Raw genomic sequence first — 23,446 nt, forward strand, 5'->3', positions numbered from 1 at the left:
GACAAAGTGATCTGTCGAGCCGCCGGTTACCGGTAGGCCCAAAAATACGTGCAGGAGATGGTTGCGCGTGCGTCGATCATAAAAATTGAAATGCGCCGATTTCAATCGGTTGTCAATGGCGATCCCTGTGGATCACCTCTTCAACACGTTCCCCGCTTTGTCGGTCAGCCGCTTGTCGAATTTCACCTTGGTTAGCAGCATGTCCTTCCGGGTATAGTGCACCACGTCATCCGGCGAGCGGGTGCCGACGACGAGGTAGCTGGCGTCTGCCTCAGAACGGTTCTCCAGACAATGGCCGACGGCGGTGCCGGCCTTGAAGGTCGCCGCATCGCCCGCCTGCATTTCGGTCGCGTCATCACCTTCGATCAGCGTTACCCGGCCGGAGACCACGAAGATGAATTCGTCTTCGCGCTCGTGCCAGTGTTGGTGCGACGAGCGCGAACCCGGCGGCAGGGTCTCCAGAAAGGCGCCGAATTGCGTCAGGCTGCCGGCATCGCTGAGAAGGCGTGCCGAATAGGGGCCAAGCTCGGCGTTGATGCCCTCGGCCTTGCCTTCTTCAAGCGCTGCGTCCTGTTGTTTGATCACCGGCATTCAGTCTCCCTCCCATTTACCTCAATGTTCGTGTTCGCAAAGTCCGTGGTCGGACAGCGCCCGGATGACATAACAATCGCCAACGGTATGGCCCTCGCAATGAGAGACGATACGGGTCAGTTCGTCTTCGAGCTTGCGCAGCTTGGCGATCTTGTCGCGCACGTCGGCCAGTTGTTCGCGGGCGATCTGGTCGGCCGTACCGCAAGGCTCTTCCGGATGGCGGCTCAGCGTCAGAAGCTCGCGGATAGCCTCGATCGGGAAGCCGAGATCACGCGCATGACGGATAAAGGCCAGCCGGTCCAGTTCGGCTTTTTCATAGCGTCGCTGGTTGCCCTCGGTGCGGTCGGGCGCAGAGATCAAGCCCATCTGCTCATAGTAGCGGATGGTCGGCACCTTGACGCCCGTGCGGCGGGACAGATCACCAATCGAATACATCGGTAAAAAACCTCTTGAACCTCTAGTCGCTATAGATCCTAGAAAGGATGCAGGACGAGATCAAGCAGGAAAGGAAATCGCATGAGCGCCTCTTGCGGCCATAGCCACGGCCCCTTCGACGGCATGTCGGACACCTACAAGCGCAGGCTCTGGCTGGTGATTGCCATCAATGCCGGAATGTTCTTCATTGAGATGACCGCCGGCCAACTGGCTCGCTCCCAGGCGCTGCAGGCCGATGCGCTGGATTTTTTTGCGGACGCCGTCACCTACGGCATTTCGCTCGCCGTCATCGGCGCCTCCATTCGTGTCCGCACGTCGGCTGCCGCCGCCAAGGGCGTGAGCCTGTTTCTGATGGGCCTCTGGGTCTTCGGTTCCACGCTTTACCGCGTCTTCTACATGAACTTGCCGGAAGCGCCGATCATGGGCGTGATCGGCTTCCTGGCGCTGATTGCCAATGTCGCCAGTGTTCTGCTGCTGATGAGCTACAAGGATGGCGATGCCAATGTGCGCTCCGTCTGGCTATGCTCGCGCAATGATGCGATCGGCAATGTCATCGTCATGATCGCGGCCATCGGGGTCTGGGGCACCGCTACCGCCTGGCCGGACCTGATCGTCGCGGCCATCATGGCCGGCCTCTTCCTGACGTCTTCGGTCCAGATCCTGCGGCAGTCATGGACGGAGTGGCATGGCGGGCACGCTGACGGCCACGATCATGCAAGCGATGGCGTTGTCCCGGCTGTGGTGCACGCCACCGCCTGCTGCGCTGATCACGCACATCATCATCACGAGGCTGGCCACAAGCACAGTCACTGACTGTCTTGTCTGCAATTGCGCATAAAAAAACCGGCCGGGTTTCCCTGGCCGGTTGAGGAGAGCCCGCTCTGCATACTCAGAATTCGGCGTAGTCCGGCAGATCGTATTCGCGGTAGGCCGCTTCGACCTGCTGCGAGACCGAGTTGGCAACGCGCTCGTCGCTGTTGGCCGTCGCGGACTCGGCCGTCAGCGAAGCCTTGCGTCCGCCTTCGACGGTCCAGAGCGCCGAAGCAAGCTGGTTCGACAGCAGTGTGCTGGAAAACGTGTTGGGGCTGCCGGTGCGGGCCTTCGAGGTCGTGCTGGTGTCCGGCGCAGCATCATCGGCATCGGCCGTGCTGGGCACGTAGCGATTTTGATAGGAATAGTTGCTGCTAAGACCGCTATCGATCCTCATGGCGGACGCCTCGGTTGAAAGAATTAACCATTTGTTAACCTTTGAACCTTGCGCGAGGCTTGCGTGTTGCGGCGCAAGAGCGAGATTTGGCCTTGCGCCAAGCCCGCACTCGGACTACGCGGCGGCCGAATCATGGATGTGTGGGTTTCATTTTTTAGGAAGTGCGCAAGCAATCACGAAAAGACACCCGTGAAAGCTTGCACGTCCCCAGGGTCGGATCACATCTTCCCCGCCACCTTGATCGCGAACGCGTATTCGAAGGCGATCTCTTCCAACCGCTGGAAGCGGCCGGACTTGCCGCCATGACCGGCTGCCATATTGGTTTTCAGCAGGAAAGGTCCTGCATCCGGCGCATGCTCGCGTAGCTTGGCGATCCACTTGGTCGGTTCCCAATAGGTCACGCGCGGGTCGGTGAGGCCAGACAGCGCCAGGATCGGCGGATAGGCCTTGGCCGCGACATTGTCATAGGGCGAATAGGCGGCGATCCAGTTATACTCCTCTTCGGACTCGATCGGATTGCCCCATTCCGGCCATTCCGGCGGCGTCAGCGGCAGCGTGTCGTCGAGCATGGTGTTGAGCACGTCGACAAACGGCACGGCAGCGATGATGCCGGCGAATTTCTCCGGTGCCATATTGGCGATCGCGCCCATCAGCATGCCGCCGGCAGATCCGCCTTCGGCAATGATGTTTGCGTAAGACGTGTATTTTTCTGCAACGAGATGATCGGCGGCGGCAATGAAGTCCTTGAAGGTATTGGCCTTCTTTTCCATCTTGCCGTCTTCATACCAGGAAAATCCCTTGTCCTTGCCGCCCCGGATATGGGCGATGGCATAGACGAAGCCACGATCGGCGAGCGACAGGCAATTGGTGTTGAAGCCGGCCGGGATGGTGATGCCATAGGCACCGTAGCCGTAAAGCAGGCAAGGGGCAGAGCCATCGAGCTTCGTATCGCGGCGATAGAGCAGGGTGACCGGTACGTCGACGCCGTCATGCGCCTTGGCAAAGACGCGGCGCGTGACATAGTCATCCGGATTATGGCCGGAGGGGACTTCCTGTGTCTTGAGCAGCGTGCGCGCGCGTGTCGCCATATTGTAGTCGAACAACTGGCCTGGCGTGGTCATCGACGAATAAGAGAACCGGATGACGTCGGTGTCGTATTCCGCCGACCCGGAAAGGCCGAGCGAATAGGCCTCCTCGGCAAACGCGATCGAATGTTCCTCGCCCGACATGCGGTCGCGGATCATGATCACCGGCAGGCCGTCGCGGCGCTCGAGCCAGACGAGGTGCCGTGCAAAGGCCATGTGGTTGAGGATCAGCCGGCCGGGTTCATGCGCCACGACCTCTTTCCAGTTTTCCTTGCCGGGTGCCGACACCGGCGCCTCGACGATCTTGAAGTCCTTGGCGTCGCCGGCATTGGTCAGGATGTAGAAGACGTCGCCGCCTTCGGTCATCGCATATTCGATGCCTTCCTCACGCTCGGCCACCAGCTGCGGCTCGGCCGTCAGGTCCTTGGTCGAGAGCAGGCGGTATTCCGAAGTCTCGTGGTCATGGATGTCGATATAGATGAAGTCGTCGAGCAGCGATCCGCCGACGCCCATGAAGAAGCCAGGATCCTTCTCTTCATAGACCAGCCGGTCGGAAGATTGCTGCTCGCCCACAATGTGATGGAAGACCTTGGACGGACGATGGTTTTCGTCCTGCAGCGTATAGAAGAAGCTCTTGCCGTCGGGTGCCCAGACGCCGCCGCCGGCAGTGTTTTCCAGCACGTCGCCAAGGTCCTGCTTGGTGGCCAGATCGCGGATGCGCAGGGTGAAATATTCCGAACCCTTGTCGTCATAGCCCCAGATGCCGAAGGCATGGTCGGTCGTGTGGTCGATGCCCGACAGGCGGAAATAATCCTTGCCTTGCGCCTCCTTGTCGCCGTCGAGCAGAAGATCGCGCAGCGCCTCGTCCTTCGGATCGCCATTACGCGGAATGCGGAAATAGCGCGGCTGCTCGCCGCCGGTGACGAAGGCCGAGCCATAGGCAAACGGGCCGTCCTTCATCGGGATCGAAGAATCGTCCTCCTTGATCCGGCCCTTCATCTCGTCGAACAGCGTCTTCTGTAGCGCCTTGGTGTCGGCCATCGCCGCGTCCATGTGGGTATTTTCCGCCTCCAGATAGCCGCGGATCTCGGGGTCGAGGATCGAGGTGTCCTTGAACATCTGCTGCCAGTTGTCGGCCCGCAGCCACGCATAGTCGTCGGTGCGGGTGATCCCGTGGCGGGTATCGCTGACCGGTTTTTTGGCAACGGTCGGCGGTGTCGGCAGGTTGTTGAAGATGGACAAGGTGGTTTCCTTCCAGAAAACGGAACACGCGGTTGAGCGAGAGATAGAGAGGCAGGCGGCCGCGATCAAGGCGCGGCCCAGCCTTGGCGTACTCAGCCTGGCGTGCTCAGCCGTCCGTGCTGTGCGACGACTTTGCCCAGTCCATGTAGAGATCGAGCGCCTTGCGGGTCACAGGTCCCTCCTGCAGTTGCAGGTCATCGAGCCGTGTCACCGGCACCACCTTGGAGTAATTGCCGGTCTGGAAAATCTCGTCGGCATTCATGAAGTCCTCGACCGACAGCGTCGCCTCGCGGACCTCGAAGCCTGCATGGCGCAACAGGCCAATGATCCGGGCGCGGGTGATGCCGGCCAGGAAGGTGCGGTTCGCCGCCGGCGTATAGACGATGCCGTCCTTGACCATGAAGACGTTGGAAGAGGCTGTTTCAACCACATTGCCGTTCATGTCGCGCACCAGCGCATTGTCGAAGCCTCTGCTGCGCGCATCGATGATCATCCGGCCGGAATTGGGGTAGAGGCTGCCGGTCTTGGCATCGGTCATCGCGCATTCCGGCGTCGGCCGACGAAAGGGCGACAGCGTCAGCGACGACGGCTTGGCGGTGTGCATCGGGGCCTCGAACAGGCAGAGCGCAAAGCGTGTCGATTCCGGGTCGGCGGCGACGACCGAACCGGCCTGGCCATGTTCGGCCCAGTACATCGGCTTGATGTAGATGGCCGTCCGGCCGTCGAACTTGGCGATACCTTCCCAGGCCAGCCGTTCGATCTCGCTGGCGTCGACAGTCGCCTTCATGCCCATGTTTTCCGCCGATCGATTGACCCGCTGGCAATGCAGGTCGAGATCCGGCGCAATGCCGTCGAACCAGCGGGCGCCGTCGAATACCGTCGAGCCCAGCCACATGGCATGCGATGTCGGTCCGATCAGCGGCGGATTGCCGGAAAGCCAGTCGCCGTCGACATAGGTGAATGTGGGCGTGCGGGCAGAGGAATCGACAGCCATCAGAGGTCTCCTGTTCTTGTTGGAAGCGAGGAAAGTCTCCCTGCCGGCTCAGGTCAAGGAGAAAGTGTCCTGCTGCTCCGTAAAGGCGCGGTGCTGGGAGAAAACCACGAAAGATCCTCGGAATTTGACGAAAAATCAGAAGCTTGGCTGATCGGTCGATCAAAACAAGTGATAGGTCTCCATCGTCACCGATCGTCTGTCAGCCGATCGCTCCACAGCCAAGTCGCTCGCCTTGGTTAAAGATCCCGTAACGCATTGCTGCAATATTGAAGCAGTTCGTCTCCGCTGCTGCGGAGGTTTGTATTGCGTCAAAGTCTGGGGTCCATCATGCGAAATGCCGCCCGTGCCATCGTCCTGTCTTCGTGCGCCCTGGCTTTTGCCGGTCAGGCGAAAGCCGAAGGCTTCTGGTCCGGCAACTGGTACCTGACGCTCGGCGGCTCCGGCATTTCCGCGCCGAAATTTGAAGGTGCGAAGGACAACAAGCTGTTCTTTTCGCCGATCATTTCGCTCGGCCGCGGCAACCAGCCGCGCTTCAGCTCGCGCAATGATAGCGCATCTTTCGCCATTTATGACACGGACGTCCTGCGTGCGGGTGTCGCCGGCAAGTTCATCCCCGGCCGCGATGCGGGCGATGCCGACGAGTTGATCGGTCTCTCCGATATCAAGTGGGGCGGTGAACTCGGCGGCTTTGCCGATGTCTATGTCACAGACTACCTGCGCGCCCGCGCCGAATTGCGCCAGGGCATTCGCAGCCATGACGGCCTCGTTGCCGACCTCGCGCTCGATGCCTTCACCGATATCGCCCCGGATCTGCGCATTTCCGGCGGTCCGCGCGCCACCTATGCGACCAGCGGCTATACCAAGGCCTATTATGGCGTCGATGCCGGTGAATCGGCAGCGTCCGGCCTCAGCGAATATCATCCGGATGGCGGCTTCACTTCGGTTGGCGCCGGTGCCGCCATCACCTGGGACGCCACCGAAAAATTGCAGATGAGCGCCTTCACCGAATACAAGCGCCTGACCGGTCCTGCCGCCGACAGCAGCCTTGTCGAGGAGCGAGGCAGCAAGAACCAGCTGACATTCGGCGTATCGGCCAGCTACAAGTTCGGTTTCAGCCTCGATTGAGACGCCGGCACCTTTGCCCGGCACTGTGCTGATTTTTCGCGGTTGCTGACCGGCAATCGCGGTTTTCTTGGCCGCCGCCATGCTCTATCACTGGCGTCATGAACAGTTCAGCCGACCACTCCGATCGCGTTATCGACGCCCCTTCCGACAACTGGGTCTACCGCGCGTTGCCGCGCTGGCTCTGGCCCTTCGCCCAGCTCGCCCGCTGGGATCGGCCGATCGGCTGGCAATTGCTGATGTGGCCGTGTTTCTGGTCCTCGGCGCTGGCGGCCAACGTCCTGGCCGCCGAAGACCGGCTGAACCCGACGCTGTTTGTCTTTCATCTCGCCCTGTTCTTTGTCGGATCGGTTGCCATGCGCGGTGCCGGCTGCACCTATAACGACCTGGTCGACCATGAGATTGATGACAAGGTTGCGCGCACCCGCTCGCGTCCCTTGCCGTCCGGCCGTGTGTCGCGCCGGGATGCCAAGATCTTCATGGGGCTTCAGGCGCTGGTCGGGCTGGCGGTTCTGCTCTGCTTCAACACGTTCTCGATTGTCCTCGGTATCGCATCGCTAGCGATCGTGGCGATCTATCCGTTTGCCAAGCGCTTCACCGACTGGCCGCAATTCTTTCTCGGCCTCGCCTTTTCCTGGGGCGGCCTGATGGGCTGGGCCGGCCTGCATGGTAATCTGTCGCTCGCTGCTGTCCTGCTTTATGTCGGCGCCGTCGCCTGGACCATCGGTTATGACACGATCTACGCCCATCAGGACAAGGAGGATGACGCACTCGTCGGCGTGCGCTCGACGGCGCGCCTGTTCGGCGACGACACGAAACTCTGGCTCGCCGGCCTTTATGGCCTGACGCTCCTGCTGCTTCTCGTCTCCTTTGTCATGGCGGGCGCAGGCTTCCCGGCCATTCTCGGTCTCATGATCGCCGGTGGACTGTTCGCATGGCAGATCAAGGTCCTCGACATCAATGACGGCGCCCAATGCCTGGCGCTGTTCAAGTCGAACAATCGCGTCGGAGCGATCATCTTCCTCGGCCTGCTTCTGGCTCTGCCTTTCGCCTGAGCGATAGCCTCTTTTGACGTCCGGGTTTCATGCCCGGATCAAGCGTCGAACTGGCTTGGATCGGCACGTTCTGTTGCAAGTACCTTGAAAACAAACAGGCCCGGAAGTCGCCTTCCGGGCCCTGTAATGTTCCGTCTTGGGACGAAATCAGCTGCGGGCGATGATTTCCTTGCCGGAAATCTTCATGGTTACGCCAAGCGAACCGGTCGTGCGGCGCACCAGGAAGCGCGGGCGGCGCTCGGCGAAATAGGAATGGCGGCGGCGTGGCTGCGTATCACGGGTGCGCACCTCGCCGATATGTTCTTCCAGCGGACGGGCAATGCCGTCGGCCTCGACCATTAGCATCGGGATCCGGAAGGCGTCTGCCCAGCCGCGCCAGTCGGCAGCAATATCGCAAAGGTCGTGGGCCACGAGCAGCGGGATGCACAGATCCGGATCGTCGTGATGCAGTTCGAGTGTCACTGTGACTTCGCCGTCGCCATGGTCGATCGCCCGGGCCGCAACGCCTTTGAAGGCACGGGCCGGCAGGGCGAAGGAGAGGGGAAGGCCGCTGCCAGGAAGGATTTTGCGCAGCACGGCGCCGCGTTCGTCGATGGTGATTGTCACATCGCCTAAGGAGCCGTGCAATGCGTAGGAGACCTGCTGTGGGAACCGCGAGGGATCCAGTCGCAGAGTGGCTCCTGCCCAATCGGGCTTCATAACGGTGTTCGTCATCTTCATGCTACCCTTGTTTTACCCGAGAGCGCGTCATGTGCTCGTCTGTTTGGGACTTCTCGTCCTCTGTAGGGGCAACATAGCCAGCGGCTGTTCGAGACAGCTTAAAAATCGCGGTAAAAAAAACCTTGCAGTCTCAAATGGTTAGTTTTGTCGTACTGCGCAGGGTTGCTGAAATATGAAAATCGGGGCCGATCTATTCCAGATCGATACAGATGTCGGAATGCCGGGATGTGGGCCGGGATGTTGGAAGGCCGAGCCAGTATGCCGCCTGTTTCATGCGGCCGTCTCGAAAAGCGCATTCGCAGCGTTTCTTCACAAAGATATAAAGCTCCGAGCAAGGATTAAGGCGCATGATGCGATTCGCATAATTCGATTTTTCTGCCGAGGACGCGATGGTTTCCACATATCTGAGCTACGATCTTGCGACGCGAGATATGAAGTCGAGCCTGAACCGCGTCGCCTCTGACAGCCAGGTTGCGCGCGAAACCGCGTATTTCGAAGAGAATATCGGCAACGTCACGTCAGTGGATGAATTCCTCGACGACTACCGCCTCTATTCCTTTGCAATGAAGGCCCATGGTCTCGAGGAGATGACCTATGCCAAGGCCTATATGAAAAAGGTCCTGGAAAGCGATCTCAGCGAAAGCTCCAGCTTCGCCAACGTCCTGTCCGATGATCGATATCGCAATTTCGCCGCCGCTTTCCAGTTCACCGGCCAGACCAAGGATTCCCAGACGTCGGCGCAGGAAACCAAGCTGCTTGCGCTTCTGGATGAGCAGCTCGTTGCCGAAAACGACGCGATCGAGACCGAAACCTACTATTACGAGTCGGCGATCGACACCGTCACCTCGGCCGACAGCCTGGTCAAGAACACCCGCCTGTTCAATTATGTTCTCGATGCCTATGGCATCGACGGCACCTATTACACCAAGGAACATTTCACCAAGATCCTGACCAGCGATCTCAGTGACAGCACAAGCTACGTGAACCAGTTGGTGGAAAACGACGCGTCGAATTCGGCGGCCTTCCTCAAAATGGCCCAGGCGTTCAGCTTCAACACCGATGGCTCCCTTTCCGGAACGACGGCCCAGAGCGCCGAACAGAAGGAAGGTACTGTCGCTCTCTATATCGAGGAAGAGCAGACCTACGCCTCCGAATACTATCTGCAGCGCGAAAAAGCCTATTATACCGCGCAGATCGCCAATGTGACCACGGTCGAGGACATCACCGGCGACGAGCGGCTGTTCAACTATGTCAAGACCGCCCTGGAGCTTGACGGAACGGTGACCGCTTCGGTGTTCAAGTCGATCGTCACCAGTGACGTCAGTGCCTCGAGCAACTACGCCATCACCAATGGCGGCAGCGCATGGGTCGCGGTTGCGCAAAAGTTCAATTTCGGCACGGACGGCAACGTCCAGACGGGCTATTCGGCGCAGGGCAGCGCCCAGCTTGCATCGACGCATACCGGCTTTGCCGAATTTTACGATGACGAAAGCGAAGAGATGAAGACGTCGACCATCGACTACTTCACCGAAAAAATGGCCGAGATCACCAGTGTCGACGATCTCCTGGACAACAGTTCGCTTCGCCTGATGTTGCAGCGGGCTTTCGGATTTGAAGGAGACGAATTCAGCAATTCCGAGCTGCGCAGGGTCCTGACCAGCGACATCACTGATCCGAACAGCTACGCCAACAAGTCGAAGGATTCTCGCCTGATCGAAATGGCGACCTTGTTCAACTTCGACAGCGAAGGTGAAGCCAAGGCGCCGTTGCAGGCGCAAAACCAGGCGACTGCGACCAATATCGCCAAGGACTACATCGTCAAGCAGATCCTCTACCTGGAGGGTGACGAGCAGACGACGGCAAAGGAAGCGGCCACCAAGGAATCTGAATATTATCAGGAGCAGATCGCCAGCATCCGCACCGCTGACGAACTTCTGGCTGATCGGCGTGTCGTCGATGTCGTGCTCGGCGCATTCGGCTTCGACGGCGACGAGGTGACGGACGACTTCCTCAAGCAGTTGTTTGCGTCGGATCTCGAGGATCCGAAGAGCTTCGCGAACCAGCAGACCGATACCAAATGGGCGGAACTGCTCGCGTCCTTCAACTTCGACAGCGAGGGCAATCTGACCGATGACACCGTCGGTACGGTACAGCAGCGCGGCGAAACGCTCGAAACCATCAATCTCTACCTGCGCCAGACGTTTGAAGAGAGCGAAGGCGAAAGCAATCAGGGTGTTCGCCTTGCTCTTTATTTCGAGCGCACGGCACCGACATTGACCGATGCCTATGACCTGATCGCCGATGAGGCGCTGCTGGAAGTCTTCCGCACCACGTTCGGCTATTCGGAAGAATTCTCCAACATGGACGTCGACATGCAGGCGAAGATCGTCGAGGACAATATCACGCTCTCGGATTTCCAGGATCCGGCGAAGATGGAGCGCTTCCTGCAGCGTTACACGGCCATGTATGACACCGAGAACGCCAGTTACGACACGTCCGCACTGTCCATTCTCCAGGGCAGCGGCGGCGGGATCTCCGCCGATCTCCTGACCACGCTTGCCGGCTTGAAATATTAGTTCTGATTCCCTTCGGCAGCGCTGCTGGTGCTGTCGCATTTGATCTCGATTTAAAACCTGCCGCGACTTGCCGGCAGGTTTTTTTTGAACTATCGATGTATCCATTGGGATATATCGATGCGGAGGCTCGCGTGGTGAGCAAGTTTTGGAAACGAATGGCGGCTGGCAGCCGTATAGCCGTTGCCGTTGCAGCAATTTGGGCCGCCCCCTCGACTGCCCCCTCGGCCGCTTTCGCCGCTGAACCGGTGACGGTATTCGCAGCCGCAAGTCTCAAGGAAAGCGTGGAGAAAGTCGCGATCGACTGGAAGGCGGAAACCGGCAACGAAGTGCGCCTGTCCTTTGCCGGAAGCTCGGCTCTTGCCAAGCAGATCGAAGAAGGTGCCCCGGCCGACGTTTTCATTTCCGCTGACCTGAAATGGATGGATCACCTCGACAAGGCCGGCAAGATCAAATCCGACACCCGGGTCAACCTGCTCGGCAACCGCATCGTGCTTGTCGCGCCGAAGGGCTCGTCGCTGAAAGCCAGTATCACGACCGGCTTTCCGCTCGCCGAACTTCTCGGCGATGGCCGTCTGTCCATGGCCAATGTCGATGCCGTGCCGGCCGGAACCTATGGCAAGGCAGCCCTGGAAAATCTCGGTGTCTGGGATACCGTGAAGGACAAGGTTGCCCAGGCCGAGAACGTGCGTGCGGCCCTGCTTCTTGTGGCGCGCGGCGAAGCGCCTCTCGGCATTGTCTATGAGACCGATGCCAGGGTTGATCCTTCGGTGACGATCCTCGATCATTTCCCGGAAGACAGCCACAAGCCCATCGTCTATCCGGCCGCTCTGACCGCAGACAACGCAAACGCGAACGCCGCCGCCTTCCTCGCTTACTTGCAGGGTGCCAGAGCGCATGCCATCTTCACCGAAGCTGGCTTCACGGTCCTCGCCAAAACGAACTGACCCGAACAACCTGATCCAACCAAACGACCCACAGCAATTGACCAGGCCTTGAGACTGCAACCAGGATGACCGCGTGACGCTGACAGCTGAGGAATGGACCGCTATGCTGCTCAGCCTGAAGGTCGCGGCCGTTGCCGTGGTCTTTTCGCTGCCCGTGGGCATCGCCGTTGCCTGGCTGTTGTCGCGCCGTGAGTTCTGGGGCAAGACCCTGCTCAATGGCCTGGTCCATCTGCCGCTGATCATGCCGCCGGTGGTGACCGGCTATCTGCTGCTCATCACCTTCGGGCGCAAGGGTAGTGTCGGCGTCTTCCTCGAAAGCTGGTTCGGCCTCGTCTTTTCCTTCCGCTGGACAGGGGCTGCCCTTGCCGCAGCCGTGATGGGCTTTCCGCTTCTTGTGCGTTCCATTCGCCTGTCCATGGATGCCGTGGATCGCCGGCTGGAAGCCGCAGCCTCCACCCTTGGAGCGCCGCCGGCCTATGTTTTCCTGACCGTAACCCTGCCGCTGGTCCTTCCGGGCATTGCTGCCGGTGCCATCCTCGCTTTCGCCAAGGCGATGGGCGAATTTGGTGCGACGATCACCTTTGTCTCCAATATTCCCGGCGAAACCCAGACGCTTGCGAGTGCCATCTACACCTATACTCAGGTGCCGGGCGGTGATGTTGCCGCCATGCGGCTGACCCTGATCTCGATTGCGATTTCCTTCGCTGCGCTGATTGCTTCCGAAGTTCTCGCCCGCCGGCTGGCCGCACGCATGGGAGAGGGCTGATGCTGGACATCGCCATACGCCATGAGCAGGGAGGCTTTACGCTGGACGCGGATCTTCAGATCGGTGAAGGCCTGACGGCGCTGTTCGGCCCTTCCGGTTCCGGCAAGACGACGCTGATCAATCTGGTTGCCGGCCTTGTCCGGCCAGAGCAGGGACAGATCCGGCTTTCGGGCGAAACCTGGAGCGACAGCGATCATGGTATCTTCCTGCCGCCGCATCGCCGGCGCATCGGCTATGTCTTCCAGGAGCCGCGCCTCTTTCCGCATCTGACGGTGCGCCAGAACCTTGCTTATGGCGAACGCCTCTTGCCGCGCACCGAACGCCGCGAAAACCTGTCGCGCGTCGCCGATCTTCTGGGTCTTTCCGCTTTGCTGGATCGCCGCCCGCAACATCTGTCGGGCGGAGAAAAGCAGCGCGTGGCGTTGGGCCGTGCGCTGATGGCAAGTCCGCGGCTGCTGCTGATGGACGAGCCGTTGTCGGCCCTCGACAGCGAACTGAAGCTACAGATCCTGCCGGATATCGAGCGCATCCGCGACGAGGTCGGCATTCCGATCCTTTATGTCAGCCATTCGGTCGAGGAAGTGGCGCGCCTCGCCACCCGCGTCGTTGTCCTTGAACGCGGCAAGACCATTGCCATCGGTGCGCCGGATGCGCTTCTGTCCACTGTGCCGCGCGGTGCCGGTGCCCTGCCGGCCGGCAACTTCATCTCCGCGATCATCACCGCCCATCATGAGGCCGACGGGCTGACAGAGGCGCTGTCCGGTGCAGGCCCCCTGTTTATCCGGGCGGTCGAATTGCCTCTCGGCACCGAAATCCGCGTCTTTGTCCCGGTCGCCGATATCATGCTGGCCACCGCCGAGGTGAACGGTCTCTCGGCCCTCAATCGCCTGGCCGGCCGGATCACCGATATCCAGCGGGAAAATGGCTCAGCCGTCGCGGTCGTAGTCGATTGCAGCGGCGAGCGCGTGGCCGTCGAGGTCACCCGTCGTTCGGCAACCCAGCTTGGGCTCGCCATCGGCAAGCCGGTCCATCTGCTGTTCAAGACGGTGTCGATTGCACCGGAAGGCCTGTTTCGACGCGCCTGACCTATTCGCGCTCCGGCTTTTCCGGCTTGCCCGTTTCAAATTCGCGGTTCATCGCCTGATCGAGCCAGTCAAGCTCCGCCGCCAAAGCCTTCCGGCTCTCGCTATCCATCCGTCGGCAGCAGGCGAGCAGTCTCTCCCCAAACGGCGTCAGTCCGGCACCGCCACCGCTCTTGCCGCCATGGCGGGTGAAGATCGACGGTTCGGTGAACATGCGGTTGATCTCGTCGGCAAGCAGCCATGCCCGGCGGTAGGACATGCCGATCGCAGCCCCCGCCGCCCGGATCGATCCATGCTCGACGATCAGCGCCAGAAGCTCCGCCTTGCCCGGACCGAGACGCGCTCCGTTGGCAAGGTCGATCCTGAACGTCAGGCGCGTCTCCTTGGCCATGGTCAGTCGATCACTTTGCCGGGGTTCATGATCCCCTTCGGATCGAAAGCCTGCTTGATCCGCCGCATCAGCTCGGTCTCGATCGCCGGCCGGCTGGCGGCAAGCTCGTCGCGCTTCAACTGGCCGACACCATGTTCGGCGGAAATCGAGCCGTTATGCGCATGCACGATCCCGTGCACCACGGCATTCATCTCGCGCCAACGGCCGATGAATTGGGCCTTGTCGGCACCCACCGGCTGGCTGATATTGTAGTGGATATTGCCGTCACCGAGATGACCGAAAGCGCAGATGCGGGCGTCTGGCATCACCCGGCGCACGGCCTCGTCGGCTTCGCTCAGAAAGGCTGGAATGCGCGACACAGGCACTGACACGTCATGCTTTATCGAGCCGCCTTCCGGCCGCTGTGCCTCCGACATGCTCTCGCGCAGATGCCAGAATGCTTCTTGCTGGCCAAGCGAACTGGCAATCGCCGCGTCCGCGATCAGGCCGGCCTCGAAGGCGTCTTCCAGCAGCGCCTGGATCATCGCATCGGCCGTCTCGGCGGAATCGGAGGTGGAAATATCGATCAGCACATACCAGGCATGGGCCGAGGGCAGGGGATCGCGCACGCCGGGGATGTGCTTCGTGGTGAACTCGATGCCGAGGCGCGGCATCAGTTCGAACCCGGTCAGCGCCGTGCCGCAATGCTGCGATGCCTTCTCGAACAGCGCCAGCGCCTGTGCAGGGCTATCGAGACCGGCAAAGGCCACCTGCTTGCCGCGCGGGCGCGGATACATTTTCAACACCGCGCCTGTGATGATGCCGAGCGTGCCTTCCGCGCCGATGAACAGGTCGCGCAGGTCATAGCCGCTATTGTCCTTTTTCAGCCGGCGCAGCCCGTCCCAGATCTCGCCGGTCGGCAGGACCACTTCGAGCCCGAGGCAGAGTTGGCGCATATTGCCATAGGCGAGCACGGCCGTGCCGCCGGCATTGGTCGACAGATTGCCACCGATCCGGCAGGACCCTTCAGAACCGAGCGACAGCGGAAACAGCCGGTCATGCGCTTCCGCCGCTTTCTGGACATTTGCCAGAACGCAGCCGCCATCGACGATGATCACATCGGCAAGCGCATCGACTTCGCGGATACGGTTCATCCGCTCCAGTGAAAGCAGAACATCGTCGCTGCCCTCGCGCGGCACCTGTCCACCGACAAGGCCGGTGCCGCCGCTGACCGGCACGATCGGCGTTCCGGTTTCGCTGGCGAGTTTCAGGATTGCCGAAACCTCTGCCGTGCATGCCGGCTTCAGCACCAGTGGCGACGAGCCATGATAAAGTCCGCGATTTTCGGTGAGGTAAGGCTTGATATCGTCCTGCAGGACCAGCGCATGGGCTTCTCCGACGATATCGATGAAGGCGCGCAGCGTCTCGGCTCGCGTCAATGTCATGCTCATGCACTGTTTCCTTCCGCATCGCGCGGGGCAGCAGCCCGCACCAGCCGGTCGTTGATCGCTTCGCCGAGCCCGTGATCCGGAATGGTGACGACGGCGATGCCTTGCGCCCCGCTTGCATCGGCTCGTTTCAGGTAGTCGAACAGATTGGCCGCTGCCTCCGCCAGATCGCCGGCGGGGCTGAGGTTCAGAACCATCACGGCGTCGGCCTCTCCGCTGATCGGCGTAGCGCCGAATGCGACAAGCGCTTCCTCTTTTGCCACGGAAGTGACATTCAGCCGTACGGTGGCATTGGGCGCATAGTGCGAGGCAAGCATGCCGGGGGCCTCGATGATCGCTGTGCCGGCCACCTTCGGGCGCTCGACCGCCATGCCGGCAAAGGCCTCGATGGCTTCGACGGACACGCCGCCGGGTCGCAACAGGCGTATCTGCCCGTCCTCGATCTTGAGAATGGTCGATTCGACCCCGACCTCGCAGGCGCCGCCGTCGATCACCAGATCGATCTTGCCGCCGAGATCGTCATCGACATGGGCGGCCGTGGTCGGGCTGATTTTGCCGGAAGAATTGGCGCTTGGTGCGGCAAGCGGCCGACCGAAATGCCGGATCAGGTCGCCGGTGAAGCCGACAGGCACGCGGATGCCGACACTGTCGAGCCCGGCTGTCGCCAGCGGATGGATGTCGCTTTCCGGCTTGAGCGGCAGGACCAGCGTCAGGGGCCCCGGCCAGAAATGTTCGGCCAGCCGGCGCGAAAGCGGATCGAAATCTGCATGCTGTTCCGCCATTTCAAGGTTGGCCATGTGACAGATCAGCGGATTGAAGCGCGGCCGGCCCTTGGTCTGGTAGATGCTGGTAATCGCTGCCGGATTGGTTGCGTCGGCAGCAAGGCCATAGACGGTCTCGGTCGGGATCGCCACCGGACGGCCGAGCGCAAGAATGACCGATGCGGCGTTGATCGCCTCATCCATGCCGCTGCCGATTGCGATGATCCGGGCCATGTCCCTGCCTTGTTAGCTTTGTTCCCTGTGTCCTTAGCGTGTTCCAACATGCACGATCAAATGCCTTTTTTGATGAGCACGAGCATACATTGTTCCACAGTAAATTTTGAGGGGATCTGGCAATACTAAAATTTTATATATCGATGTAACCGAAAGAAAGAGTTCTTCTGCCTATAGTCACGGCTAACGAGACAAAAGCCGACTCAAGCCGGGAAGCCAAAGATGCAGCAAGTCAAGAATCCTGCCTCCAGCATTGCGCTTCGCGTGGCAACTGCCATGCATCAGATGGGCATTGACGGGCTTCCGCGCAACTATGAGCTGGTCTACGAGGCCTATGCTGGTAGTAATCCCGAACTGGTCAGGGAATTCATTGCGCTCGGTAAGCTGAAGAGCCAGGAGGCACTGGACGAGCTTGGCCGCAAATATTTGCCCCATCACCATGAAGATGGTCTCCTGAGCCGCCAGAGTGGCCAGGTGCGCGCTGAAATGAGCAATTTCATCAATCTGCTCAATGAGGAAAAGATCTCCCTGACCGACTACGGCCGCGTCATCGGCAATGCCTCGAAAACGATCCTCACGGAAGCCGATCTCGAAGGGACGCCGCTCGGCCAGTCGATCAAGGCACTGAAGGCGGCAACCGAAAGACGCGCGCACCAGAACAGCAATGTCGTTCGCGCCGTGGTCGACAAGACCGCATCGCTGGCCGATATGCAGCGCGAGGCCGATGAAGCCGAAGCGGCAAAGTTTGTCGATCCGCTCACTCGCCTTGCCAGTCGCCGTGCCTTCAACAAGGCCGTGGCGAAGATCTATGCCAACCCGGAAATGCCGGTTCTGTGCGGCGTCGCTGTCGGTGAGATCGACGATTTCGCCCGGATCCAGGAGCAGATGGGACCGGCTGTTGCCGAACGCTTCCTGATGCAGGTTGCCAAGGTGCTGGAAGCCGTGTCCGGCGGCGGCGACCTTGCCTGCCGCTTCGATGCCGGCCGCTTCGGCCTGTTGCTCTACACGTCTGACGAGGATGAAGTCGGCCGCGTCATCGAACTGGTGCGCGCCAAGTTGAAGGCCACGGCCTTTGTCGGCTCCTCCACCGGCCGCGCTCCGGGCCAGATGGCCATGTCCTTCGGCGTGTGTTTCTCCGAACAGGCTCCGAACGCCTTCGACTTTACCAATTTTGCCGAAAAGGCGCTGTCGACATCCAAGGCCAACGGTGGTGATACCGTCACGATCTACGGCGCCAATGACTATACGTCCAAGGACTGGCTGATCTACAAGAACAAGCCGGTTGGTGGCTTCGGCGCCTGACGGCGAAAGACGCCGAGCCCTACAGCTTCGCGATAATCTTGCGTATTTCCGTATCGCGGGCGCCGAGCATCAGCACGTTGCGCAAGGCTTCCCTTGGGTCATGGGTGCGAAACAGCAGCCCGTTATCACGGATCGACCTGTCGACAACCATGGCCTTCTGCTCGGTCTCCGGCTTGATCGCGACAGCGAAATACATCCGCGTGTAGCTCTGCCGGATCTGTTCGAAGAACTGCTCGCTGCCGCCGATTTCGGCAAAGAAGTTGGCGATGTAGAAAGCCCATTTCACGTCGGCATATTGGGCGAAATTGGTGCGCGCCGCCGTGACATGGCAGTAGCCGAGATGCGGACTGTCATCGAGCGTCTTGTGAAAGATCATCTTCGGAAACTGGATCGAGCGATGGAAGCCGTTGATCCGGCTATGGGTGGTTTCGGCCGCCGTTTCCAGTCGCCGCCCGGTGCGCACGGCAACCTCGGCATAGGTGAGGTAGCGCTTCTCCTCCGCAAACCAGTCGTCGCGATGGCGCGAGATGCGTCCGGTGCGCAGGAATTCCGTATGCGCGGCCTTGGTTGCGGTCGCACTTTTGTCCGGGACTTTCGGGGCCGCGTAATATCGAAGTTTTTGCATGTCGAGGCTCTGACGGTTACTGGCTTGGTACGCCGATCTTACAGCGACATGGTTAATCATGATTTCCAAGGCACTGTGCTCCCTTGAGGTTTCGCGAGGCTTACCGCAGCGCACATTGAATTGACTGAATTCGTTCCGCTCTGATGATGTTCTCCGAGTGCGACAGGCATTGGCAGCCGATCGCTTTGGTTTGTCATTTTGCGCCATTGCAACAGTTTCGGACGCCACTGATTTTCCCTATCTCCAAGAAAATACACATCATTTTTGAGGAGGCGCTTTTTGCGCCTTTGCATGGACATGTCGCAAACATTTCCGGCCGTGTCGTTTCGCAATGCAGTACCGGACTGCCGCCTGTGTTTAGATATCGGCAAGCTCGAGGTGCCGCCCTGCTAGGGAGGGTGGAAAATCGGGAAGCCGGTCAAAATCCGGCGCTGCCCCCGCAACGGTGGTGGAGATAGACGTAACGGCAAAAGGCCACTGGGAAGGTCCTGGGAAGGCGCCGAACGTGTCTGGCAACGGACGTCTCCAGAGCCCGGAAACCAGCCTTGAAGCAATGATATTTGAGGTCGCGGTGGGCGACCGGAGATAGCCGTGATCGCCCTTTTCGGGTCGATTGGTGCTGCGCTCCTGTTCCATCGCCGGTGAAACGAACGAGGACGACATGGATCTGCACAGCACGGTATTGCGGCAGTTGAAGAACCGCCGGGAAGGCTTCAGCCTGGAGCAGCCTTTCTACATCGATCAGGATTATTTCAAGCTCGACATGGAGCAGATCTGGTATCGCGACTGGCTGTTCATCGGCCATGACTGCGAAATCCCGCGCGCCGGCAACTATTTCACCGCCCAGGTCGGCGATTATCCGATCGTCATGGTCCGCGGCAAGGATCAGGTGATCCGCGCTTTCCACAATACCTGTCGCCACCGCGGTCACCGCGTCTGCACCTCGGATCGCGGCGCGTCCGCGAAGCTGGTCTGTCCCTACCACAACTGGACCTACGATCTCGACGGCTCGCTGGTCTTCGCCCGTCAGATGGGTGAAACCTTCGACAAGAGCGAGTTTGGCCTGAAGCCGGTTCATTGCGAAAGCGTCGCTGGCTACATCTTCATCTGCCTTGCGAACGAACCCGCCGATTTCGCGCCGGTCAGGGCATCGATCGAACCCTACATGAAGCCGCATCGGCTTTCGGAGGCCAAGGTCGCCCATCGCAGCACGATCATCGAGAAGGGCAACTGGAAGCTCGTCTGGGAAAACAACCGCGAGTGCTACCACTGCGCCAGCAACCATCCTGAACTCTGCCGCACCTATCCGGAAGCCCCGACGGCAACCGGCGTGCAGGGCGCCGGCGACGACCCGGTCATCGCCGAACACTGGCAGCGTTGCGAGGCGGCCGGCCTGCCGAGCACCTTCAATATCGATCCGTCCGGCCAGTTCCGCACCGCCCGCATGCCGCTGATCCAGGAGGCCGAAAGCTACACCATGTCCGGCAAGCGTGCGGTCAAGCGTCCGCTGTCCGACGACGTCTCGACCTCGCATATCGGCACCATGCTGCTGTTCCACTATCCCTCGACCTGGAACCACATTCTCGTCGACCACGCGATCTCCTTCCGGGTCACGCCGCTGTCGGCCGAGGAAACCGCAGTCACCACCACCTGGCTGGTGCACAAGGATGCGGTCGAAGGCGTCGATTACGACCTCGAGGAACTGACCCATGTCTGGGAAATGACCAACGACCAGGACCGCTCGATCGTCGAGGAAAATGCCTTCGGCATACGCTCCCCGGCCTATGAGCCCGGTCCCTATTCGGTCGAGCACGAAGGTGGCGTCATGCAGTTCGTCGACTGGTACACGACCTTCATGATCAACCGTCTGCAGGGCGAAAAAGCCCGCCTCTCAGTTGTGGCCTGATATGAACATGATGCTCGCTCCCTATCGCCACGTCGATGAAATGCGTCCCTGGTCCGACAGGGAGCATCTGCTGGAATGCGTCGCCGTCACGCCGGAAGCCCCCGACGTGATGACCTTCACCTTCCGGCCGAACAAACCGGGCCTGTGGTTCCGCTACCAGCCCGGCCAGTTCGTCACGCTGGAAATCCCGGTCTCGCCGGAACCGGTGATGCGCACCTATACCCTGTCTTCCAGCCCGTCGCGGCCCTATACGATCGCGATCACGGTCAAGGCGCAGAAGGACAGTATCGGCACCCGCTGGATGTTCGACAACCTGAAGCCCGGCATGGCGCTGAAGGCGATCGGCCCGCTCGGCGATTTCTCCTATGCCCGCCATCCGGGCAGGAAATACCTGTTCATCTCGGCCGGTTCCGGCATCACCCCGATGATGTCGATGAGCCGTGACATGGGCGACCGCTCGCCCGACAGCGACATCGCATTTCTCCATTGTGCCCGCTCGCCCGACGACATCATCTTCCGCTGGGAGCTTGAAGCAAAGGCGCGCGACATGCCGCATTTCACCCTCGGCTTCATCATCGAGCAACTCGGCCGCGGCCAGCTCTGGTCGGGCCTGAAGGGCCGCATCGACAAGGCGAAGATCGCGCTTCTGGCCTCGGATTTCCTCGAGCGCACAGTCTTCTGCTGCGGACCGGAGCCGTTTATGGCCACCGTCCGCGAGGCGCTGTCCGGCGCTGGCTTCGACATGAGCCAGTATCATGAGGAAACCTTCCAGCCGGCCAAGCCGCAACTACCTATCGTCGTTGCCGATCATTCGGATGGCGAGCAGCCGACGAAAGTCACCTTTGCCATGTCCGGCAAGGACGGGCTCTGCGCGCCCGGCCATACCGTACTTCAGGCTGCCCGCTCGTCTGGCGTGCGCATCGGTGCCGCCTGCGAATCCGGTCTCTGCGGCACCTGCAAGGTGTTGAAGATTTCCGGCGAGGTCGAGATGGAGCACAATGGCGGCATCCTCGACGAGGAAATCGACGAGGGCTATATCCTGGCCTGCTGTTCGCGGCCAAAGGGCGAAATCGAAATCGAGGCGTGAATTCGACCAGGCGATGAACGTCATCAGGGCGTGCCAAGCGATTGGCGCGCCCTGTCCGTTTTGTCCTTGCATCGCAAGGCGATGGAACAAACGGCACGGTCATCCGTTGGCAGGCAATCGCGGTCGTTGGTCGCGGCCAACTGGACCGCGCAAACATATCAAGTTTTAGAATAAAACCAATGTTAATGCTGGGTTCAGGATGACACCGGTAATTTTCATTTCAGGATCAGCGTTCGCAAGGCATGGGCCGGGACATAAAGCTGGTCGCGGAAAACGCAGGGAGAAAGTCGCATGAAGACTGCATTCAAACGTATGGCGGGTCTCGTACTGGCTGCCGCTGTCGGCTTTACCGGCATCGTGCCGGCACAGGCCATGAGCCTGCCGCGTGCGCCGGTCGAGGCAAGCTCTGACGTCGCAGAGGTTCAGTATCGTCGCCGTGAGTATCGCCGTCACTACAATAACGGTCATCACTATCACAACGGCCACCGTGGCTACTCGCACCGTCGCCCCGGCTATCGCTATCACAACGGCGCCTGGTTCCCGCTCGCTGCCTTCGCAGCCGGTGCAATCATCGGCGGCGCTGTTGCCTCCCAGCCACGTCCGAGCGCAGGTGGCATCAACCCGAGCCATTACCAGTGGTGCGCCAACCGCTACCGCTCTTACGACAGCCGCAGCAACACGTTCCAGCCCTATGGTGGGCCCCGTCAGCAGTGCCTGTCGCCTTACTATTGAGCCAATACCTCTCTGATCGGCGTGCCCGAACAGCTCGCCCCGTCAGCGCTTCAATACCCGGCCTTGCGCCGGGTATTGTCGTTTTGGGCAACAGCCGTGGATGCGATTGACTAGAGAATGCCAGTCCGCCTCAGCAGATACCAGGCAGCGGCGATCGATATGACGATGAAGCCGATCGCAAAGATGGTGCCATCAGCCTCTGCCGCGAACGGCAGGTTCGACGTGTTCATGCCGAAAAAGCCGGTCACCAGCGATGGTGGCAAAAGGAAAGCCGTCATCAGCGAGAGAATGTAGAGGTGCCGATTGGTTTCCGACGATAGTTTCGAATCGATTTCCTCATGCAGCAGCCGGGCGCGTTCCTGCAGCGCATGAACGTCATGATCGACGGATTCGAGCCGCGCCGTCAGCCGCTGTGCCGCTTCGTCGAAGCCGAAGGGCATATCCTCGTCGTCGCTGGCCGCCGCGCGGCGCATCAGCGACAGCATGGTGCGCAGATGCCGGTAGAGCCGGACAACCACCCGCCGGACCGGTGCCAGCCTGCGCCGCTCGTCGCGCAGCTCGCTGTCGTATACAAAGTCCTCGATCGCGTTCAGTTCCTCGGTCAGTTCGATGACCACCGAGATGATGCCGCGCTGGAACTCGGCCACCAGCGTCTCGAACAGATGCATCGGGCTGCGATATTTCGTAGAATTCTTTTCCACGGCGGCCCGCACCCGGTCGATCGAGCGGATTGGTTGCAGCCTGGTGGTGATGATGAATCGTTCGCCCAGGGCAAAGTGCAGCCAGCCGAGATCGCGTGTCTCCTTGTCGAACTCCCGCTGAAAATCGACAAGCGTGCCGAACACCATCTGATCGTCCACCGTCAGGGCGGCGTGCGTATCATGCGTGGTCAGCACGGAGCGCGCCTGCTCCGTCAGCCATTCGAAACCATCCAGCAAGGCGCCGACGCGGGCATCGGCAATGTTCAGGTGCAACCAGATAAATCCCGGTCCCTCAGCCAGCATCGCGGGCTTGACGTCGGCCGACAGCCGTGTCGCCTGACCCGAGACCGGATCGATCCGGTAGCCCCAGACGAGACCGGGCAGGGCGTGGATTGCATTGAGCATGGGCGGCTGTCCTTAGAGGGGCTGTATGCGCGCGGAAAACGAAAAAAGCGCGCCGG

General features: G+C 60.5%; 22 protein-coding genes and 1 riboswitch. Of the genes, 11 read left to right on the top strand and 11 right to left on the bottom strand.

The genetic code is table 11. From position 1 onward, the window contains the following. Positions 1 to 132: 132 nt before the first annotated feature. Positions 133 to 591: a cupin domain-containing protein gene (locus GVK95_RS04410; protein WP_159946907.1), complete on the bottom strand. Its 459-nt coding sequence runs from the start codon at positions 589 to 591 to the stop codon at positions 133 to 135. 21 nt (positions 592 to 612) lie between these two features. Further along, on the bottom strand, positions 613 to 1,026 hold the full coding sequence (locus GVK95_RS04415) for a helix-turn-helix domain-containing protein (protein WP_007604759.1): 414 nt from the start codon (positions 1,024 to 1,026) through the stop codon (positions 613 to 615). Between the two features lie 81 nt (positions 1,027 to 1,107). Between GVK95_RS04415 and GVK95_RS04420 the strand changes: the two genes are divergently transcribed. After that, positions 1,108 to 1,839: a cation diffusion facilitator family transporter gene (locus tag GVK95_RS04420; protein ID WP_159946909.1), complete on the top strand. Its 732-nt coding sequence runs from the start codon at positions 1,108 to 1,110 to the stop codon at positions 1,837 to 1,839. Between the two features lie 76 nt (positions 1,840 to 1,915). Here GVK95_RS04420 and GVK95_RS04425 read toward each other — a convergent pair whose 3' ends face one another. From GVK95_RS04425 to GVK95_RS04435, 3 genes are all read right to left on the bottom strand, one after another. Continuing rightward, on the bottom strand, positions 1,916 to 2,233 hold the full coding sequence (locus GVK95_RS04425) for a hypothetical protein (RefSeq protein ID WP_113140489.1): 318 nt from the start codon (positions 2,231 to 2,233) through the stop codon (positions 1,916 to 1,918). Between the two features lie 218 nt (positions 2,234 to 2,451). Next, positions 2,452 to 4,560 (bottom strand): S9 family peptidase, encoded by a 2,109-nt coding sequence (locus GVK95_RS04430; protein WP_159946911.1) that lies wholly within the window; start codon positions 4,558 to 4,560, stop codon positions 2,452 to 2,454. Between the two features lie 106 nt (positions 4,561 to 4,666). Next, complete coding sequence (locus GVK95_RS04435) at positions 4,667 to 5,554, bottom strand: branched-chain amino acid aminotransferase (RefSeq protein WP_159946913.1); 888 nt, start codon at positions 5,552 to 5,554, stop codon at positions 4,667 to 4,669. A 327-nt stretch (positions 5,555 to 5,881) separates the two neighbouring features. Here GVK95_RS04435 and GVK95_RS04440 point away from each other — a divergent pair, with 327 nt between their 5' ends. Next, positions 5,882 to 6,679 carry a MipA/OmpV family protein gene (locus GVK95_RS04440; protein WP_159946915.1) on the top strand — a complete coding sequence of 266 codons (798 nt, stop codon included), beginning with the start codon at positions 5,882 to 5,884 and terminating at the stop codon, positions 6,677 to 6,679. A 98-nt stretch (positions 6,680 to 6,777) separates the two neighbouring features. Beyond that, positions 6,778 to 7,731: a 4-hydroxybenzoate octaprenyltransferase gene (gene ubiA / locus GVK95_RS04445; RefSeq protein ID WP_159946917.1), complete on the top strand. Its 954-nt coding sequence runs from the start codon at positions 6,778 to 6,780 to the stop codon at positions 7,729 to 7,731. 147 nt (positions 7,732 to 7,878) lie between these two features. Here the strand turns inward: ubiA and GVK95_RS04450 are convergent, their stop codons facing one another. Beyond that, positions 7,879 to 8,445 carry a DUF6101 family protein gene (locus GVK95_RS04450; protein ID WP_159946919.1) on the bottom strand — a complete coding sequence of 189 codons (567 nt, stop codon included), beginning with the start codon at positions 8,443 to 8,445 and terminating at the stop codon, positions 7,879 to 7,881. Positions 8,446 to 8,840: 395 nt separating this feature from the next. Here GVK95_RS04450 and GVK95_RS04455 point away from each other — a divergent pair, with 395 nt between their 5' ends. The 4 genes from GVK95_RS04455 to modC all read left to right on the top strand — a co-directional run bounded on the left by GVK95_RS04455 (position 8,841) and on the right by modC (position 13,822). After that, on the top strand, positions 8,841 to 11,027 hold the full coding sequence (locus GVK95_RS04455) for a DUF1217 domain-containing protein (RefSeq protein WP_159946921.1): 2,187 nt from the start codon (positions 8,841 to 8,843) through the stop codon (positions 11,025 to 11,027). Positions 11,028 to 11,182: 155 nt separating this feature from the next. After that, entirely contained in the window at positions 11,183 to 11,971 is a 789-nt protein-coding gene (gene modA / locus GVK95_RS04460) for a molybdate ABC transporter substrate-binding protein (RefSeq protein WP_159947472.1), read from the top strand. A 73-nt stretch (positions 11,972 to 12,044) separates the two neighbouring features. Beyond that, a complete protein-coding gene (gene modB, locus GVK95_RS04465; protein ID WP_159946923.1) occupies positions 12,045 to 12,737 on the top strand; it encodes a molybdate ABC transporter permease subunit in 693 nt (230 codons plus the stop codon). Further along, positions 12,737 to 13,822 (top strand): molybdenum ABC transporter ATP-binding protein, encoded by a 1,086-nt coding sequence (modC, locus tag GVK95_RS04470; RefSeq protein ID WP_159946925.1) that lies wholly within the window; start codon positions 12,737 to 12,739, stop codon positions 13,820 to 13,822. The genes modB and modC overlap by 1 nt, the downstream gene beginning before the upstream one ends. Position 13,823: 1 nt before the next feature. Here modC and GVK95_RS04475 read toward each other — a convergent pair whose 3' ends face one another. The 3 genes from GVK95_RS04475 to GVK95_RS04485 are packed head-to-tail and all read right to left on the bottom strand — an operon-like array spanning position 13,824 to position 16,632. Beyond that, the gene (locus tag GVK95_RS04475; RefSeq protein WP_159946927.1) at positions 13,824 to 14,210 is read right to left on the bottom strand and encodes a LysR family transcriptional regulator; all 387 of its coding nucleotides are present in this window, start codon (positions 14,208 to 14,210) and stop codon (positions 13,824 to 13,826) included. Positions 14,211 to 14,212: 2 nt separating this feature from the next. After that, a complete protein-coding gene (locus GVK95_RS04480; RefSeq protein WP_159946929.1) occupies positions 14,213 to 15,640 on the bottom strand; it encodes an FAD-binding oxidoreductase in 1,428 nt (475 codons plus the stop codon). Next, positions 15,637 to 16,632 carry an L-threonylcarbamoyladenylate synthase gene (locus GVK95_RS04485; protein WP_159946931.1) on the bottom strand — a complete coding sequence of 332 codons (996 nt, stop codon included), beginning with the start codon at positions 16,630 to 16,632 and terminating at the stop codon, positions 15,637 to 15,639. The genes GVK95_RS04480 and GVK95_RS04485 overlap by 4 nt, the downstream gene beginning before the upstream one ends. Positions 16,633 to 16,854: 222 nt before the next feature. Between GVK95_RS04485 and GVK95_RS04490 the strand changes: the two genes are divergently transcribed. Then, on the top strand, positions 16,855 to 17,934 hold the full coding sequence (locus tag GVK95_RS04490) for a GGDEF domain-containing protein (RefSeq protein WP_159946941.1): 1,080 nt from the start codon (positions 16,855 to 16,857) through the stop codon (positions 17,932 to 17,934). A gap of 19 nt (positions 17,935 to 17,953) precedes the next feature. Here the strand turns inward: GVK95_RS04490 and GVK95_RS04495 are convergent, their stop codons facing one another. Next, positions 17,954 to 18,559: a DUF6656 family protein gene (locus tag GVK95_RS04495; protein WP_159946943.1), complete on the bottom strand. Its 606-nt coding sequence runs from the start codon at positions 18,557 to 18,559 to the stop codon at positions 17,954 to 17,956. 359 nt (positions 18,560 to 18,918) lie between these two features. Next, positions 18,919 to 19,122, top strand: a riboswitch (cobalamin riboswitch). Between the two features lie 98 nt (positions 19,123 to 19,220). On the opposite strand from GVK95_RS04495, the gene GVK95_RS04500 reads away from it, so the two are divergent. From GVK95_RS04500 to GVK95_RS04510, 3 genes are all read left to right on the top strand, one after another. After that, the gene (locus GVK95_RS04500; RefSeq protein ID WP_159946945.1) at positions 19,221 to 20,465 is read left to right on the top strand and encodes an aromatic ring-hydroxylating dioxygenase subunit alpha; all 1,245 of its coding nucleotides are present in this window, start codon (positions 19,221 to 19,223) and stop codon (positions 20,463 to 20,465) included. Position 20,466: 1 nt separating this feature from the next. Further along, positions 20,467 to 21,552: a hybrid-cluster NAD(P)-dependent oxidoreductase gene (locus GVK95_RS04505; protein WP_159946947.1), complete on the top strand. Its 1,086-nt coding sequence runs from the start codon at positions 20,467 to 20,469 to the stop codon at positions 21,550 to 21,552. Positions 21,553 to 21,843: 291 nt separating this feature from the next. After that, complete coding sequence (locus GVK95_RS04510; RefSeq protein ID WP_159946949.1) at positions 21,844 to 22,284, top strand: BA14K family protein; 441 nt, start codon at positions 21,844 to 21,846, stop codon at positions 22,282 to 22,284. Between the two features lie 110 nt (positions 22,285 to 22,394). Here the strand turns inward: GVK95_RS04510 and GVK95_RS04515 are convergent, their stop codons facing one another. Next, positions 22,395 to 23,390 carry a CorA family divalent cation transporter gene (locus GVK95_RS04515; protein WP_159946951.1) on the bottom strand — a complete coding sequence of 332 codons (996 nt, stop codon included), beginning with the start codon at positions 23,388 to 23,390 and terminating at the stop codon, positions 22,395 to 22,397. Positions 23,391 to 23,446 lie beyond the last annotated feature (56 nt).

This window comes from Rhizobium sp. 18065 (genome assembly GCF_902706095.1).
In the GTDB taxonomy this organism is placed as follows: Bacteria; Pseudomonadota; Alphaproteobacteria; order Rhizobiales; family Rhizobiaceae; genus Allorhizobium.

Bases quoted from the DNA above. Each gene is read 5' to 3' on its own strand.
- GVK95_RS04480 (WP_159946929.1), bottom strand. From the start codon at position 15,640: ATGAGCATGACATTGACGCGAGCCGAGACGCTGCGCGCCTTCATCGAT.
- GVK95_RS04420 (WP_159946909.1), top strand. From the start codon at position 1,108: ATGAGCGCCTCTTGCGGCCATAGCCACGGCCCCTTCGACGGCATGTCG.
- GVK95_RS04435 (WP_159946913.1), bottom strand. From the start codon at position 5,554: ATGGCTGTCGATTCCTCTGCCCGCACGCCCACATTCACCTATGTCGAC.
- GVK95_RS04475 (WP_159946927.1), bottom strand. From the start codon at position 14,210: ATGGCCAAGGAGACGCGCCTGACGTTCAGGATCGACCTTGCCAACGGA.
- GVK95_RS04450 (WP_159946919.1), bottom strand. From the start codon at position 8,445: ATGACGAACACCGTTATGAAGCCCGATTGGGCAGGAGCCACTCTGCGA.
- GVK95_RS04485 (WP_159946931.1), bottom strand. From the start codon at position 16,632: ATGGCCCGGATCATCGCAATCGGCAGCGGCATGGATGAGGCGATCAAC.
- GVK95_RS04510 (WP_159946949.1), top strand. From the start codon at position 21,844: ATGAAGACTGCATTCAAACGTATGGCGGGTCTCGTACTGGCTGCCGCT.
- GVK95_RS04490 (WP_159946941.1), top strand. From the start codon at position 16,855: ATGCAGCAAGTCAAGAATCCTGCCTCCAGCATTGCGCTTCGCGTGGCA.
- modC (WP_159946925.1), top strand. From the start codon at position 12,737: ATGCTGGACATCGCCATACGCCATGAGCAGGGAGGCTTTACGCTGGAC.
- GVK95_RS04505 (WP_159946947.1), top strand. From the start codon at position 20,467: ATGAACATGATGCTCGCTCCCTATCGCCACGTCGATGAAATGCGTCCC.
- GVK95_RS04500 (WP_159946945.1), top strand. From the start codon at position 19,221: ATGGATCTGCACAGCACGGTATTGCGGCAGTTGAAGAACCGCCGGGAA.
- ubiA (WP_159946917.1), top strand. From the start codon at position 6,778: ATGAACAGTTCAGCCGACCACTCCGATCGCGTTATCGACGCCCCTTCC.
- modA (WP_159947472.1), top strand. From the start codon at position 11,183: ATGGCGGCTGGCAGCCGTATAGCCGTTGCCGTTGCAGCAATTTGGGCC.
- GVK95_RS04440 (WP_159946915.1), top strand. From the start codon at position 5,882: ATGCGAAATGCCGCCCGTGCCATCGTCCTGTCTTCGTGCGCCCTGGCT.
- GVK95_RS04425 (WP_113140489.1), bottom strand. From the start codon at position 2,233: ATGAGGATCGATAGCGGTCTTAGCAGCAACTATTCCTATCAAAATCGC.
- GVK95_RS04410 (WP_159946907.1), bottom strand. From the start codon at position 591: ATGCCGGTGATCAAACAACAGGACGCAGCGCTTGAAGAAGGCAAGGCC.
- GVK95_RS04515 (WP_159946951.1), bottom strand. From the start codon at position 23,390: ATGCTCAATGCAATCCACGCCCTGCCCGGTCTCGTCTGGGGCTACCGG.
- GVK95_RS04455 (WP_159946921.1), top strand. From the start codon at position 8,841: ATGGTTTCCACATATCTGAGCTACGATCTTGCGACGCGAGATATGAAG.
- GVK95_RS04495 (WP_159946943.1), bottom strand. From the start codon at position 18,559: ATGCAAAAACTTCGATATTACGCGGCCCCGAAAGTCCCGGACAAAAGT.
- GVK95_RS04415 (WP_007604759.1), bottom strand. From the start codon at position 1,026: ATGTATTCGATTGGTGATCTGTCCCGCCGCACGGGCGTCAAGGTGCCG.